Annotated in this window: 11 protein-coding genes; 6 read left to right on the top strand and 5 right to left on the bottom strand. The window is 75.1% G+C overall.

The features are described 5' to 3' along the window. Positions 1–636: 636 nt before the first annotated feature. Together ABD363_RS03415 and ABD363_RS03410 are read right to left on the bottom strand one after the other, a co-directional pair. Positions 637–3,504: an ABC transporter substrate-binding protein gene (locus tag ABD363_RS03415; RefSeq protein WP_344599837.1), complete on the bottom strand. Its 2,868-nt coding sequence runs from the start codon at positions 3,502–3,504 to the stop codon at positions 637–639. Between the two features lie 321 nt (positions 3,505–3,825). After that, positions 3,826–4,776: an ATP-binding protein gene (locus ABD363_RS03410; protein ID WP_344599836.1), complete on the bottom strand. Its 951-nt coding sequence runs from the start codon at positions 4,774–4,776 to the stop codon at positions 3,826–3,828. A 118-nt stretch (positions 4,777–4,894) separates the two neighbouring features. Here ABD363_RS03410 and ABD363_RS03405 point away from each other — a divergent pair, with 118 nt between their 5' ends. From ABD363_RS03405 to ABD363_RS03385, 5 genes are all read left to right on the top strand, one after another. Beyond that, positions 4,895–5,464, top strand: a complete 570-nt coding sequence (locus tag ABD363_RS03405) for a GNAT family N-acetyltransferase (protein WP_344599835.1) — start codon at positions 4,895–4,897, stop codon at positions 5,462–5,464. 79 nt (positions 5,465–5,543) lie between these two features. After that, positions 5,544–7,055, top strand: a complete 1,512-nt coding sequence (locus ABD363_RS03400; protein ID WP_344599834.1) for an ABC transporter substrate-binding protein — start codon at positions 5,544–5,546, stop codon at positions 7,053–7,055. Between the two features lie 2 nt (positions 7,056–7,057). Then, positions 7,058–8,812, top strand: coding sequence for an ABC transporter permease subunit (locus ABD363_RS03395; protein ID WP_344599833.1), 1,755 nt, complete (start codon positions 7,058–7,060; stop codon positions 8,810–8,812). Beyond that, on the top strand, positions 8,809–10,038 hold the full coding sequence (locus tag ABD363_RS03390) for an MDR family MFS transporter (RefSeq protein ID WP_344599832.1): 1,230 nt from the start codon (positions 8,809–8,811) through the stop codon (positions 10,036–10,038). Before ABD363_RS03395 ends, ABD363_RS03390 begins: the two co-directional genes overlap by 4 nt. Before the next feature lie 305 nt (positions 10,039–10,343). Next, positions 10,344–11,396 carry a saccharopine dehydrogenase gene (locus ABD363_RS03385; RefSeq protein WP_344599831.1) on the top strand — a complete coding sequence of 351 codons (1,053 nt, stop codon included), beginning with the start codon at positions 10,344–10,346 and terminating at the stop codon, positions 11,394–11,396. A gap of 127 nt (positions 11,397–11,523) precedes the next feature. Here the strand turns inward: ABD363_RS03385 and ABD363_RS03380 are convergent, their stop codons facing one another. Then, positions 11,524–12,753 (bottom strand): serine hydrolase domain-containing protein, encoded by a 1,230-nt coding sequence (locus tag ABD363_RS03380; protein WP_344599830.1) that lies wholly within the window; start codon positions 12,751–12,753, stop codon positions 11,524–11,526. 188 nt (positions 12,754–12,941) lie between these two features. On the opposite strand from ABD363_RS03380, the gene ABD363_RS03375 reads away from it, so the two are divergent. Next, positions 12,942–13,379 (top strand): PPOX class F420-dependent oxidoreductase, encoded by a 438-nt coding sequence (locus tag ABD363_RS03375; RefSeq protein ID WP_344599829.1) that lies wholly within the window; start codon positions 12,942–12,944, stop codon positions 13,377–13,379. A gap of 68 nt (positions 13,380–13,447) precedes the next feature. Here the strand turns inward: ABD363_RS03375 and ABD363_RS03370 are convergent, their stop codons facing one another. Beyond that, on the bottom strand, positions 13,448–14,794 hold the full coding sequence (locus ABD363_RS03370; protein WP_344599828.1) for an MFS transporter: 1,347 nt from the start codon (positions 14,792–14,794) through the stop codon (positions 13,448–13,450). A 199-nt stretch (positions 14,795–14,993) separates the two neighbouring features. Beyond that, positions 14,994–15,659, bottom strand: coding sequence for a TetR/AcrR family transcriptional regulator (locus tag ABD363_RS03365; protein ID WP_344599827.1), 666 nt, complete (start codon positions 15,657–15,659; stop codon positions 14,994–14,996). Between the last annotated feature and the right edge of the window lie 115 nt (positions 15,660–15,774).

Here is a 15,774-nt window from a genome sequence, read left to right as displayed (position 1 = left end):
GCCGAGTCCGTGGCCGAGGCGGCCTTTGATCCCTGCGGGCGAACCGCGGCCGCACCACGGACTCGCGCCGGGGGCCGTGTCGGGAACCGACCGCACCCCGGATGCGCCGCCATCGGTACCTTCCCCGGTCCTTCGGCTCCGCCGACGACACCCCCGGTCCCGGTTTCTGGCTTGTTCGGCCGACGGGATCCCCCCTCCATGAGGTGCCGCAGAGATGAAGCAGCCGATGCGTCGTGTCGCCGGCGTGGCAGCGGGACTGCCCGCCGCCGCCCTCATCGCCCCGGTCCGCCCGGCGGCGGGCCCGCGGAGACGGCCGTCACCACGGCGGGCGGGACGGGCCCTTGTCCGGCCGGCCACGAGACCGTGTCCGATCTGCCCGACCACACCGTGTACCGCCCGGACCCCCTGCCCGCGGACGAGAAACTGCCGAGCGCGGCATGGGGCAACGGGGCGTGCCGCGCGGACGGCACATGGTTCCGGAACATCCTCATCGAGGTCGCCTCGCACGGGTTCCTGGTCATCGCCAACGGCGAGCCCGGAGGGTCGGGCCGGACTGCGGCCCGTGCTCCGCCGACGGGGAGACCCGGCAGAAGAACCTGTCCCGACCGCGGCCGGCCCTGCCCTCGCCGCCCCGCCTCACCCGCCCGGGGCCCGTCCCCTGATCGAACATTTCTCCGCGGTGAGCTCCTCGGTGGTGCCGGCCGGTCTGCTGCACAGGACCGTCGTCTCCGAGACGCCGTCCGGGGTCCTCCGGACCCGCTTGAGGACGATGCTGTGGTCGCGCCGCTCGCGGTACGGGGGTGTGTGGGTGAAGTCGATCTTTCCGGTGGCCATCCCGTCGAGTTCGACGCCCCTGAGGTTGACCCAGGTCGCGGTGCGGCTCTGGGGTGCGTCCCCGAGGCTGGCCGCCCAGTGCAACGCACGCGTGGCGTCGTGGGAGAGGGCCGTCTGCCCGCTGGAGAACTCGGCGTCGTCGTACGTGACCTTCCTGCCCTCCAGCCAGGGGAGGTGATGGGCGGCGTCCTCGTAGAAGGTGGTCCGGGACGCGGCCTCCTCCAGCTCGGCCAGGGCGGCGTGGTACAGCGTGATCCGCGGGGTCACGCCGTCGCGGCCGCCCGTGCCGGAGAACCTGGCCTTGCTCAGGTCGTCGCCCGTGAGGATCGAGATGTCCTTGTCCGCGCAGTCCACTTCGGTGCCCAGCTGGGTCATCAGCGATCCGATGTCCTCGACCCGCCCGGCGAAGTAGATCACCGAGGGGACCTGCTCACCGCTGCAGATGTTCTCCGCGTGCAGCCGCAGTTCGGGTTTTCCGTTCGCCACCCGGTACCTCCGCTCGGGCAGCAGCCGAAAGCCCTTCTGCTTCAGCATCTCCCCGCCGTAGAAGGCCTGTTCGCCGGTGTAGCGGTCCTGGGACTTCTCGGTGTCGCGGGCCAGCACCAGGGCGTACGAGTCCTTCCCCGGGGTGCGCAGCTGCTCGGCGATGAGACCGAGCGCCTCCGCCTGGTGCTCGTCGGGGGCCGCGAGGCTGAACCAGTTGGAGAAGTCCTTCGGCAGGTAGGTGGCCGAGTTGGTGCCGGAGACGATGGGCAGGCCCGCCGCGTGGAGCCGGTCCGTGACGTCGGAGCTGCTCTCCAGGTCACGGCCGAAGCCGACGACGCCGACGACGGTCGGGTCGCGGTCGGCGTACCGCGCGATCGCGTCGGCCGTGACGCGCTGGTGCCCCATGTCCGCACCGCCGTTGGCGAGCAGCACCCGCAGTTTCACCGTGTAGTTCTCGTTGACGACGCGCTGGGCGAGGTACACCCCGGCCAGCTCCTCGGCGCCCTTGACCAGTGAGGACTCCACCGGGGAGGAACTCAGCGGCCCGGCGTACACCACCGTGACGTAGGCCTCGGAGTGGTCGCGCAGCACCTCGGCGTTCTCGGCGTGCACCAGCTTCTCCAGGTCGCGCAGCCTCCTGGCCTCCTCGTCGGTCCCGCCCCGGAGGTACGCGCCGAACCGGACGTCCCCGGTGGCTATCCCGACGCACTCCGTGCCGTCGCCGGGCGCGGGACGCCGTTCGGTGTCGCGGTTGGCGGTCAGCAGACCCGCCGAGCAGTACGTCCGGTGCAGTTCACGGGAGTGGACGACGCCCGTGGTGACGGCGAGGACGAGGACGAGGAGCAGGCTGTGCGCCGACCACACCACGCGGACCAGGGGCGGCCGGTGCCTGGCCCTGACGCACCGCCACTCCGTCTCCCGCAGCTGCACCAGTTCCTCCCGGGGCAGGGGGATCCTGAGCACCCAGGGCAGGGCGTTCGTCCGGCTCGGGGACTGGTCGGCCCGGAGGTTCCCGGCCCATTCGTCGTACCAGTCCCGCAGCCGCTGCCGGCGGCGCGAGAGCCGGGACGGGGACTGCGCCCGGTCGGCCGGCGGGTCCCCGTCCGCGCCGCGGTCGAGCAGCGCGGCGTCGTCCGCCGCCACGCCCGCCACGATCAGCAGCGGGTCGAGTTCGCTGCGCCGGCTGCGGACGTCGCTGACCGCCCTGATCAGTTCGATGCCGCCGTTCTCCCGGCCCGCCCGGCGCAGGAACAGCACCGGCGGACGCGTCCGCTTGAACCCCCGCAGGTCCCAGCTGCCGCGCCGGTGGTTGTCCCGCAGGTCCTCGAAGAGCGCCAGCACGTACAGCTGGAGGGGGAACGGGCCGCCCTCCCGCATGGCCTCGGCCACGTCGTAGGCGCGGGCCGCTATGGCTCCCCAGGAGCGGACGGGCCGCAGCAGCCGCACGCTGGTCGACTGCCGGCGGGCGGCGGACTGGAGGAACGTCGTGGTCAGGAACCACCGGCTCTCCCTGCGCAGCCACAGGAAGAGAGGCGCGCGGCCGGGGACGTGGTTCAGGACGGCGAGCAGGATCATCAGTCCGACGCCGGCCAGCACGGCGACGTACCACTCGGGGCGGGTGAGCAGCGCGGTGAAGGCGCCCAGGACGCCCATGGGGAGGAACTGCTGCACGTCGGTGAGCAGTATCTGCCGGCGCGGGGGTCTGCGGGGGCGCCAGCGCTGCCGGGCCAGGATGCGCAGCAGATGGATCTGGGCCTGCTCCCGCTGGGCGTTCCCGTCGGGAGTGCCGGCGGGGGAGGTCGGCCAGTGCTCGCGCATCTCCGGATCGTCGGTGGCCTCCTGCAGGGCGCGGACGAGGCCCAGGCGGGGAAAGGAGTAGGGCCGGTAGGCGGCGGACCGGTCGCCCCACTTCCTGGAGTCGCCGAGGTCGCGCAGGAGCCGCGCGGCCCGGGCCGTGGGGTCGAGGTGGTCTCCCGGCTGCGGCTCGGTCGGGGCGACGGCCAGGCGGGTGCCGTGGCGCTGCTGCCCTTCGCGCAGTTCGTCGACGAGTTCGGTGACGCGGTCGTCGTCGGCGGGGTCCTCGGCGTGCAGCACGATGACCGGCATCGGCGGATCACCGGTCCGGAAGTCCTGGATCAGGGACTCCAGCTGTCGTTGGACGTCGATGCCCGCCTCGGTCGACATGCCCGGGTGGCCGCCCGGGCAGTCCTGAGGGAAACTCTGGCCGCGCCCCTGCATGGACACCCCCCGTGGTCGTAAGACACATGTGTCGCAAGCGTCTTGCGAGGATATCGCCTGCCTCCGACAGCCGTCCCCGGCGGAACGACGATCGGATCGGTTCACGCGATCGGGTGATGCCGCGCGTCCACGGGGCGCTGACGGCGGCCCACCGCGCCCGTCCGGTCGGGTACGGGCGCAAGGACCTGGTCCGGCCGCTCGGCGCGGCGGGCGCCGAGCAGCCGGTGAGGGGCGGCGCGCCGGGGGTGCGAGCCGGTGAGGGGCGGCTCAGGACAGGGCCGACGGGCCCGGTGCGAAGTCCGGGTCCACCTGGTCCGCCAGGTCCCGGCCCGTCGCCTCGTTCGCCCACGCGCGGGCGTTGCGCAGGTGGAACTCGACGGCGTGACGGTGCAGGCGGTCCCAGTCCCGGGGGTGCGCGTCGACCGCCTCGCGCAGGACGTCCAGGGCGTGCCGGTTGTGGGACTCCAGCTCCCCTCGGGGGCGGCCCCGTTCCGCCGCCCGTACCCAGTCCGAGTGCACCAGATGGGTCAGCAGGTCGTCCCCCACCTGCTCCTTGAGGAAGAGCAGGTCGTCCTCGCAGGTCACCTTGTTGCCGACCACCGCGATCCGGACGCCGAACTCGCGCGCGTGGTCGCGGTACTGGCGGTAGACCGACACGCCCTTGCGGGTCGGCTCCGCCACCAGGAACGTCAGGTCGAAACGGGTGAACAGGCCCGACGCGAACGCGTCCGCGCCCGCCGTCATGTCGACCACCACGTACTCGCCGGGACCGTCGACCAGGTGGCCGAGGTACAGCTCCACCGCGCCCAGCTTGGAGTGGTAGCAGGCCACCCCGAGGTCGCTCTCGTCGAACTCGCCGGTCACCATCAGCGGTACGCCGCCGGCGTGCCCGACGTGGCGCGCGTGCAGCTCGTCGTCGCCGAGCAGGCGCAGCAGACGTGAGCCGCGCCCGGGCGGGGTCGTCTTGACCATCGCCTCCCGCGAGGGGATCCGCGGGTTGGTGCCGCGCAGGTAGTCCTTGATGTCGCCCAGGTGCGGGCCCAGGGCGGGGGCGGTGAAGGGGCGGTCGTCGTCGGGGGCGAGCGCCTCGGCCAGGTGCTGGTTGATGTCGCCGTCGACGGCCAGGACCGGGGCGCCGGAGCGCGCCAGGTGGCGGGAGAACAGCGCCGACAGCGTGGTCTTCCCGCTGCCGCCCTTGCCGACGAACGCCACCCTCATGACCGCTCCGAACCCTTGAAAATGAATGTCATGTGGGTAGGTTCGGGGGCTCGCCGAACACTGTCAAATCGGGGTCCGGACGCCCGGATGATCAACGTCCGCGCTTGATGCATATGATGTGCAAGTGCACGACTACACCATCAGGACGGCAACCCCGGACGATCTCGGCGCCGCCCGGGCGGTGATGCTCGACACCGTCTACCGCGACTTCGGCACCGGCTACGTCCCCCGCTGGCACGGCGACATCATCGACCCGGCCGGCGCCTACCTGGCCTCGCCCCGGCACACCCTCCTGGTCGCCGTCGACGAGCGGGACGGGAGCGTCGTCGGCACCGGCGCGCTGGACTCGCGCGGCCCCCTGCACCCGCCGAACCCGCCGGACGTCGCCGAGCGGTTCCCGTCGGGGGAGACGGCGCAGCTGCGGCGGATCTACGTGCGGCCCGGCCACCGGCGCCGGGGGATCGCGCGGCGGCTCGTCGGCGCGCTGCTCGACTTCGCCGTCGCCGACGGCGGTTACCGGGCCGTGTACCTGCACACGGATCCGTCCGTGCCCGGCGCCGAGGCGTTCTGGCGGTCGGTCGGGAAGGTCGTGCACGACGAGCGCGAGGACCCCGGCGGCGGGCAGGGCATCGTGCACTTCGAGGTGCCCGCGGGATGGTCGCCGGAGCGGCGGGACCCCCGGCCCTAGGGTGAAAATCGTTTTCATGTAAGCTGCCGGGCGGCCCCTCGCGCCACCGCACCGCCCCGCCTCCGACGAACCGAGGATCATGCGCGTCCCCCGCTCCCGCCTCCGCACCCGTTCCCGTCTGCTCGCCGCCGCGCTGCTCGCACCGCTCCTGGCCGGCTGCTTCGCCGCCGGCGACGGACCGTCACCGGACGACGCCAAGGACGGCTCCCGCCTGCGCGTGGCCCTCGCCTTCCCGCCCGCCGAGAACCTCTCCCCGTACGGCGCCGACGCCACCCTCCTCAGCCGGCTCGGCGTCACCGAAGGACTCACCTCCCTCGACGCCAACGGCGCCGCCGCGCCCGCGCTCGCCGCGTCCTGGCGCCGGGAGAACGCCCGCACCTGGGAGTTCACCCTGCGCGAGGCCACCTTCCAGGACGGCACCGACGTCACCCCGGCCGCGGTGGCCGCCGCGCTCGGCCACGCCGCCGAGGCCGAGCCCGCGCCCGCCGCCCTGTCCGGCGTCACCCTCACCGCCGAGGCCGACGGCGCCCGCGGCCTGCGCATCACCACCAGCGAGCCCGACCCGGTCCTGCCGCTGCGCCTGTCCAGCCCGAGCCTCGCCGTGCTGTCCGCGAAGGCGTACCGCGAGGACGGCCGCGTCGACCCCGTCGGCACCGCCACCGGCCCCTTCGAGATCACCGGGGTGACCGGGTCCTCCGCCGCCACCCTCGACCGGTTCGACGACTACTGGGGCGGCCGCGCCCAGGCCGCCGGCATCGACGCCCGGTTCATCGCCGACGGCACCGCCCGCGCCAACGCCCTGCGCACCGGCGAGGTCGACATCGCCGAGGCCGTGCCCGTCGCCCAGGCCGCCACCCTGGAGGAGGCCACGCGCCGGGAGACCGCCACCACCCGCACCACCAGCCTGCTCCTCAACACCGCGGCCGGGCCGTTCGAGGACCCCAGGGTGCGGGCCGCCGCCCGGCGGGCCGTCGACACCTCCGTGCTCGCGAAGGACGTGTACGAGGGGCACGCCGACCCCGGCGCCGGCATCTACGGGCCCGCCGTCACCTGGGCCGAGGGCAAGCGCACCGAGCCCGCCGGCCGGGCCCGGCCGGGCGGCGCCGAGGGCACGGCGATCACCCTCGCCACCTACGACAACCGCCCCGAACTGCCCGAGGTCGCCCAGGTGATCGAGCGGCAGCTCCGGAAGGCCGGATTCACGGTGAAGCTGGAGGTGCGGGAGTACTCGCGGCTGGAGAGCGACGCCCTGGCCGGGAAGTTCGACGCGGTCGTCCTCGCCCGCAACACCCTGCTCGACACCGGCGACCCCGTCGCCGTCCTCTCCGGCGACTACACCTGCGACGGCGGCTACAACATCGCCCAGCTGTGCGACAAGGCCGTCGACCGGGCCGTCGCCGCGGCCGAGGAGACCGCCGACCCCGGGAAGCGGCAGGACGCGGCGATGGCGGCCGAGGCGGCGATCCTCGGCACCGACGCCGTCGTGCCGCTGGTCCACCAGCGCGTCGTCACCGGCGTCGGCGCCGGGGTGCGGGGCGTGCTCCTCGACCCGTACGAGCGCGTCCTCGTGGGCACCGGGACGCGGCGCTGACGATGCGGCAGGTCCTGTGGCGCGCCGCGCTCGCGGCCGGCCTGGTGTGCGGCGTCGGCCTGCTGCCCTGGCTGACGCGGACCGACCCGGCGCTCACCGTCCTCAAGGCCAGGTCGGCCGAGCGCGATCCGTCCCCCGAGGCGCTGGCCGGCATCCGGGCGCACCTGGGGCTGGACCGGGGGCCGGCGCACCTGCTCGGGCAGTGGCTGGGCGGACTGGCGCGCGGGGACGCCGGACGGTCGTGGATCTCCGGCTCCGAGGTCCTGCCGGACGTGCTGCGGGCGCTGGGCGCGTCGCTGCTGCTGATGGCGGTGGCGCTGGTGGTCGCCGCCGGCACCGCCGCGCTGGTGTGCGCCCGCACCCTGCGCACCGCCGGGCGCGTGCGCCGGGGCGGCACCGGTTCCGCGCTGCTCGCCGCGCTGCCCGAGTTCCTCGTCGCCTCCGTGCTCGCCACCGTCGTCGGCGTCCAGCTCGGCTGGCTGCCCGCCCTCGGCTGGTACGGGCCGCGGTGGACGGTGCTGCCCGCGCTCGCCCTCGGCCTGCCCGCCGGGGCCGTGCTCGGGCGGCTCCTCGACGACCTGCTGCCCGGCGCCTTCGCCGAGCCGTGGGCGCCGGCCGCCGCCGCCCGCGGCATCCCCCGCGGCCGCATCGCCCGGCAGGCGCTGCGCCGCTGCCTGCCCGCGCTGCTGCCCAACCTCGGCCTGTTCGCCGTCGGCCTGACCGGCGGAGCCGTCGCCGTCGAGCAGATCTTCGACATCCCCGGGCTCGGCCGCACCACCCTCCAGGCCGCCCTCGCCCAGGACCTCCCCGTCCTGCAGGCGGGCACCCTCGCCCTGGTGCTGCTCGCCGCCCTGACGACCGGCGTCACCCGCCTGGCCGCCCGCCTGCTCACCGGCCCCGCCCTGCGCGACGGCGCCCTGCCCACCCTGCACCGGCCCGCGCCGCCCGCCCGCGGGGTCCTGCCGTTCGCGTACGGCGCCCTGCTGCTCGGCGTCGTCGCCCTCGGCCTGCCCCGCGACCCGCTCGCGCTGCACCCCGGCGAACGCCTGCAACCCCCCTCCCGGGCGCACCCGTTCGGCACCGACGCGCTCGGCCGGGACCTGCTCGCCCGGATCGGGCACGGCGCCCTGGACACCCTGCTGCTCGCCCTCGGCATCAGCGCCGCCGCGCTCGTGCTCGGCGTGCTGCTGGGCCTCGCGCCCCGGCTGTCCGGGCCGCTCGTCGACACCGTCAACGCCGTGCCGCCGGTCCTCGCCGCGCTGCTCGTCACCGCCGTCGCCGGCCGCGGCGCCGCCACGCCCGCGCTCGCCGTGACCGCCGTCGCCTGGGCCCCGCTCGCCGCGCACACCTCCGCGCTGCTCCAGCAGGAACGCGCCACCCTGCACCTGACGGCCACCCGCGCCCTCGGCGCCGGCCGCCGGCACATCCTGCGCCGCGCGCTCCTGCCCGCCGTGCTGCCGCCGGTCACCCGGCACGCCCTGCTGCGGCTGCCGGGCATCGCCCTCGCCCTCGCCTCGCTCGGCTTCCTCGGCCTCGGCGCCCAGCCGCCGTCCCCCGAGTGGGGCCTGCTGCTCGCCGAGAACCAGCCCTACGCCGAGCGCGCCCCCTGGGCGGTCCTCGCCCCGGCGGCCGTCCTCGCCCTGCTGGGCGCCCTGGCGGTGACCGCGGCGGGCGGCGTGCGCCGGCCGCGGCGCCGTACGCCCGCCGCGGTGGCCGAAGAACCCTCCCGCACCCGGGAACCGGCGGTGACGCGATGACCGCGCCGTCGCCGACGGTCCTGCGCAAGGCCGCCGGGCGCCCCCGGCTCCCCCCGCTGCTGCGGCTGCTGATCCTCACCCAGCTCGCCTTCAACGTCGGCTTCTTCGCCGTGCTGCCCTTCCTGTCCGAGCACCTGGGGCGGACCGTGGGCATGGCCGGCTGGCTGGTCGGGTTCGTGCTCGGCCTGCGCACCTTCAGCCAGCAGGGCCTGTTCGTGGTGGGCGGGGCGCTCGCCGACCGGTACGGCGTCCGGCCCGTGGTGCTCGCGGGCTGCGCGCTGCGCATCGCCGGGTTCGGGTGGCTGGGGTACGCGGAGCGGACCTGGGCGGTCATCGGGGCCGTCCTGCTCATCGGGTTCGCCGCCGCGCTGTTCTCGCCCGCGGTCGAGTCGGAGGTCGCCCGGCAGGCCGTGCTCTGGGAGGAGGCGGGCGGCGGGCCCCGCACCCGGGTGCTGGCGCTGTTCACCGTCGCCGGACAGGCCGGGGCGTTCACGGGGCCGCTGCTGGGCGCGCTGCTGCTGGCGGTGGACTTCCGCACCGCGTGCCTGGCCGGCGCCGCGATCTTCGTCCTGGTCCTCGCCGGGCACGCCCGGCTGCTGCCGCAGCACATCCCCGGCCGGACGCGCACCCGGCTGCGGGGCGGGCTCGGACCGCTGGTCCGCAACCGCCGCTTCCTCGCGCTGTGCTGCGCGTACGGCGCCTACCTGCTCGCCTACAACCAGCTCTACCTGGCCCTGCCCGCCGAGGTGGAGCGGGCCGCCGGCTCCCGGGCGCCGCTGGCCTGGCTGTTCGCGCTGTCCTCGCTGCTGGTGGTGACCGCGCAGCTGCCCATGACGCGCTGGGCGGGCCGGCGGCTGGACCCGCGCCGGTCCATGGCGGCCGGACTGCTGCTGGTCGCGGCCGGGTTCGCCGTCGTGGCGCTCGCCCGGCCCGCCGGCTGGACGGGCACCGCCGGGCTGCTGCCCGCCGCCGCCTTCGTCGTCCTGCTCACCCTCGGGCAGATGCTCGTCGCGCCCGTCGCCCGCGCCTGGGTGCCCGACCTCGCCGAGGACGGCCGGCTCGGCCTGTACACGGGGGCCCTGTCCTCGGTGTCCGGGCTGATCGTGCTGGCCGGCAGCTCCGCGGCCGGCACGCTGCTGGACAGCGGCCTGCCGGGCGCCGTGCCCTGGCTGGCGCTGGCCGCCGTACCGCTCGCGGCGGTCGCGCTGCTGCCGCGCCGCCGCTGAGCGAAGGATTCCCCGGCGTCGCCGGGGAAGCACTCCCGCGGTCCGGGACCGCGCAGCTCCAGCTGCCACGAGGGGAGAGCCCCGGTGCCACGGGGGAGTCCTCGCCGCCACCGGGCGACGAGCCCCTGGCCGTCACCGGGCGGCGTCGCCGGCCCGGTCGCGCCGAGCGGCGGCAACGCCCGCGAGCGCGCCGTGCCGCCGGCCGGGGCGCGCCCGGCACCCCGGCCGCGTATCGTCGTGGACGTCAGCCCGTCGAGCGCCGGCCGGTCCGCGGCAGGCGCCCCGCGCCCGGAGGCCCACCCGGTATGACCGACGTCCACCTGTGGCTGCGCCACGAGGTCCGCGGCACCGAGCGGCGCACGCCGATCGTGCCCCGCGACGCCCGTCGGCTCGTCGAGAGCGGGGCCGTCCTCACCGTCGAGGAGTCCCCGCAGCGGATCTTCCCCGTGGCGGAGTACGAGGCGGCCGGCTGCCGTGTCGCGCCCGCGGGCTCCTGGGTGTCGGCGCCCCGGGACGCCGTCGTCGTCGGACTGAAGGAACTCCCCGACGAGCCCGCCGGGCTGACGCACCGCCACGTCTTCTTCGGGCACGCCTACAAGCGGCAGCCGGGGGCGGCGGACCTGCTGCGGCGGTTCGCCGCCGGGGGAGGACGGCTGTACGACCTGGAGTACCTGGTGGACGACACCGGCCGGCGCCTGACCGCCTTCGGGTTCTGGGCCGGCTACCTGGGGGCGGCCCTGACGGTGCTCCGGCACCGGGGCAGGCTGGCGGCGCCGCTGACGCCCACCACCAGGGACGAGCTGGACCAGGCGCTGCGGCCCGCCGCCGGCGACGCGGAGTTCACCGCGCTGGTGACCGGCGCCCTGGGCCGCAGCGGCCGGGGCGCCCGGACGGCGTTCACCGTGGCGGGCGTCGAGCCCACCGCCTGGGACCTGGCGGAGACCGGGAACCTGGACCGGCGGGCCCTGCTCGGCCACGACGTGATGGTGAACGCCGTGCTCGCCACCAGCCCCGTCCCGCCCTTCCTGCGCGAGCGGGACCTCGACGACCCCGCCCGCCGCCTGCGCACCCTGTGCGACGTCACCTGCGACGTCGGCTCCCCGCTGAACGTGCTGCCCGTCTACGACCGCACCACCGACTGGGACGAGCCCGCGCGCCGGCTGCGCGAGGACCCCCCGCTCGACCTGATCGCCATCGACAACCTGCCGTCCCTGCTGCCGGAGGAGTCCAGCACCGACTTCTCGGCGGCGCTGCTGCCGCTGCTGCTGGAGTTCGGCGTGGGCGGCCCCTGGGGCCGCTGCCTGGACCGGTTCCACCAGGCCTGCCGCGAACTCGGCGTCGAGCCGCGGGAGGCCTGACGCGGCCGGCGCCGGCGGCACCGCCCCGCCGGGACGCCCGGGCGGCCCCGGGGGCGCGGTGCCGCCCGCGTCGGCGCGAGGACGCCGCCCGGGCCGGGCGGCCGAGCGGCCCGGGCCGCCGCCGGGCTCAGTCCGCGATCGCCTCGTGCACCAGCCGCTTGAGGTCCGGGAAGACCGTGTGCGAGGACTGCGGCCGCAACTGCGTCATGAACTGCACCGTCAGATCACGGCCCGGATCGACCCAGAACGTCGTCGTCGCCACCCCGCTCCAGCCGTACGTGCCGAGCCCGGAGGGCGCCTGGGTGCGGTCCGGGTCGATCACCACGGAGACCCCAAGGCCGAAGCCGACGCCCTCGTTGCCGGGCTCGTCATGGGCGGGGCGGCTGCCGAAGGCGCGCAGGTCGGCGCCGCCGGGCAGGTGGTTGCGGGTCATCAGGTCCACCGTTTCGGGGGCGAGCAGCCGGGTGCCGTCGAGTTCGCCGCGGCGCCGCAGCAGCTCCATGAACCGGTGCACGTCGTGCGCGGAGGCCACCATGCCGCCGCTGCCGGACAGGAACCGCGGCCGGCCCCGCAGCGGCAGCCCGGGGATCGGCTCGACACCGCCGCCGTCGCGCTCCCCGTACAGCTCGGCCAGCCGCCCCGCCTGCTCGTCCGTGACGCAGAACCCGGCGTCCGCCATGCCGAGCGGGCCGAAGACCCGCTCGGCGAGGAACACGTCCAGCGGCTGCCCCGACACCACCTCGATCACCCGGCCCAGCACATTGCTGGCGACCGAGTAGTTCCACTGCGTGCCCGGCTCGAACTGCAGCGGCAGGCTCGCGTACAGGTCGACCGTCTCGGCCAGGTCCGCGCCCGGACGCACCGACGACTCCAGGCCGGCCGCGCGGTAGAGGGCGTCGACGGGGTGGGTGCGGTAGAAGCCGAAGGTCAGGCCGGCGGTGTGCGTCATCAGGTGCCGGACCAGCACGGGCCCGTCGGCGGGGCGGGTCTCGGTGTCCGGGCCGGAGCCGCCGACGTACACCCGCGGATGCGCGAAGGCCGGGAGGTGGCGGGCCACCGGGTCGTCGAGCGACAGCCGGCCCTCCTCCACCAGCAGCAGCGCCGCCACCGTGGTCACCGGCTTGGTCATGGAGTAGATCCGCCACAGGGTGTCGGGCTCGACGGGCAGCCCGGCCGCGAGGTCGCGCCGGCCGTGCACGGTCAGGTGCGCGACGCGGCCACCACGGGCCACGGCCACCAGAAAGCCGGGCAGGCGGCCCTCGTCGACGTGGTGGGCGAAGTGCCGGTCGAGACGGTCCAGCGCCTTCGGGTCCAGCCCCACCTCGTCCGGGTCGGCCTCTTGTCGCAGCTGTGCCATCGCTCTCCTCCGTCGCGTTCGTCGAGGTGCGGTCCGGCCTACCCGCCGCGGACGCCCTCAGACCTCATCGTGGCCGGGGAAGCACCGGGGAACACGTGCACGGCCGGGATCTTCACCAGGACCGGCCATCCCGGTGAACGGCCCGCTCCGCGGGAATGGGCCGCCGCGTCCGGCCCGTTGACGCAGGCATGACTCAGGACGCCACGCAGGACGCACTGCTCCGGCTGCTCTCCGAGAGCCACGGCGGGGTGCTCGTCACCCTCAAGCGCGACGGCCGCCCCCAGCTGTCGAACGTCACCCACGCCTACTACCCCGACGAGCGGGTCGTCCGCGTCTCGGTCACCGACGACCGCGCCAAGACCCGCAACCTGCGCCGGGACCCCCGCGCCTCGTACCACGTGACCACCCCCGACCGGTGGTCCTACGCGGTCGCCGAGGGCACCGCCGACCTCTCGCCGGTCGCCGCCGACCCGCACGACGCCACGGTCGAGGAGCTGATCCGCCTCTACCGCGACGTCCAGGGCGAGCACCCCGACTGGGACGACTACCGGGCCGCGATGGTCCGCGACCGCCGCCTCGTCCTGCGGCTGCGGGTGGAACGGGTCTACGGGGTCTCCCGGGGTTAGGCCCCCTCCGGCGCACCCCGGGGCCCCGCGGCCGGCACGGCTCACGGGGCCCCGCACGGCGGGCGCGGTCAGGCCGTCGCCGTCTCCGGCCGCGCCGCCTCGGCCCGGTCCCGCTCGCCGAGCCGCTCGGTGGGCACCTCGTGGGTCTCGCGGGCGGAGAGCGCGGCGATCACCGGCGGGACGCACAGGGCCGCCGTGAACAGGGCCACCGCCGACCAGTCGTCGCCGTCGGGGCCGGCGATCCGCGCGGCGAAGGTGACCGCGAACCCGGCCACGGCGAAGCCGATCTGCGTGCCGATCGCCACCCCGGACAGCCGGACCCGGGTGGAGAACATCTCGCCGTAGAAGGCGGGCCACACCCCGTTCGCGGCGCTGTAGACGACACCGAAGGCGACGATGCCCAGGAGCAGGGTCAGCGGGTAGGAGCCGGTCGAGATCGCCCACAGGTACAGGAACATCGTCACCGCGCTGCCGGCGGCGCCGACCAGGAACACCGGGCGGCGGCCGATGCGGTCGGAGAGGGCGGCCCACAGCGGGATCGCGGCCAGCGCGACCAGGTTGGCCAGCGCGCCCACCCACAGCATCGAGGAGCGGGACATCCCCACCGAGTCGCCGGTCGCGTACGCCAGCGCCCACACCGTGAAGATCGTGCTGACCGAGGCGATGAGCGCGCCCGCGACCACCCGCAGCACGTCCGCCCAGTGCTCCCGCACCAGCACCGCCAGCGGCAGCTTCACCACGCCCTCGCGCGAGGCCTGCTGCGCGAAGGCGGGGGTCTCGTCCAGGTTGCGGCGGATGGCGTAGCCGACGACGGCGACCGCGACGCTCAGCCAGAACGGGATCCGCCAGCCCCAGGACAGCAGCTGCTCCTCGGGGAGCGCGGCGATCGGGAGGAAGACCAGGGTGGCCAGCAGCTGGCCGCCCTGGGTGCCGCTGAGGGTGAAGCTGGTGAAGAAGCCGCGCCGGCCCGGCGGCGCGTGCTCCAGCGTCATGGAGTTGGCGCTGGCCTGCTCGCCCGCCGCGGAGACGCCCTGCAGCACCCGGCACAGCACCAGCAGCACCGGCGCGAGGGTGCCGACCTGGTCGCGCGTGGGCAGACAGCCGATGAGGAACGTCGACAGGCCCATCAGGATCAGGGTGAACACCATGATCTTCTTGCGGCCCATCCGGTCGCCGTAGTGGCCGAGGAAGAACGCCCCGAGCGGCCGGGCGGCGTACGCGACGCCGAACGTGGCCAGGGACAGCAGGGTCGCGGTGGCCGGGTCCGACTCGTCGAAGAAGACCTCCGGGAAGATCAGGGCGGCCGCGCTGCCGTAGATGAAGAAGTCGTAGTACTCCAGGGCGCTGCCGATCCAGGCGGCGGTCGCGGCTTTCCTCGGCTGTCCGGGCGGGGCGTCGGGGGCGGGGACGGACACGGCGTGCTCCTTCGGGGGAGTCCGGCGCAGGCGGACGGGGATGCGGGGGAGGGATGCCGGTTCCCTGGGGTGACGGGTCGGCCGTGCCGGGCGCGACCCGGCTAATTAACCCACTGGATAGTTAGTAGGGGTTGGGTAGGGATGTTGCGCCCGCGTTTCCCGGGTGTCAAGGGGCCGTGCCGTGGGCGTGCGGCGCGGCTCAGTCCGCCGCGCGCTCCGCGGTCAGGTAGGCGATCACCATGTCGCCGAGCATGGCGCGGTAGTGCTCGCGCTGGGCGGGATCGACCAGGTCACGGCCGAACAGGGCGCCGAAGGTGTGCCGGTTGGAGACCCGGAAGAAGCAGAACGCGCTGATCATCGCGTGCAGGTCGACGGCATCGACGTCGGCCGTGAACAGCCCCGACCTGCGTCCCTCCGCCAGGATCCGGCGGATCACCTCCAGCGCCGGCGAGCCCATCCTCCCGAGTTCCTCCGAGGCCGCGATGTGCTCCGCCTCGTGGATGTTCTCGATGCTGACCAGGCGGATGAAGTCGGGGTGCTGCTCGTGGTGGTCGAAGGTCAGCTCCGCCAGGCGCCGGATGGCCGCCACCGGGTCCAGGTGCTCGACGTCGAGCTGCTGCTCGGCCTCGCGGATCACGCCGTACGCCCGCTCCAGCACGGCCGTGAACAGCTGCTCCTTGCCGCCGAAGTAGTAGTAGATCATCCGCTTCGTGGTGCGGGTGCGGGCGGCGATCTCGTCGACGCGGGCCCCGTCGTAGCCCGCCCGCGCGAACTCCCGGGTGGCCACGTCGAGGATCTCGGCCTTGGTGCGGGCGGCGTCACGGGTGCGCCCGCCTGGTCGTACCGGTTCGTCGACGCTGGTCATCGGATTCCTTCGGGCAAGGGGCCAGTGCCGGTGATTGTAGAAGCCCGGCTCCGCCGCCGTGCCGGGCGAGGGGTTCCCGGAGGCTTCCCAAGGGCGCGGACTTGCTGCTATGACT

Source organism: Streptomyces glaucus (genome assembly GCF_039533365.1).
Classification (GTDB): Bacteria; Actinomycetota; Actinomycetes; order Streptomycetales; family Streptomycetaceae; genus Streptomyces; species Streptomyces glaucus.
Note: the sequence above shows the minus strand (reverse complement) of the source record. Positions and strands in the feature narration are given on the sequence as shown.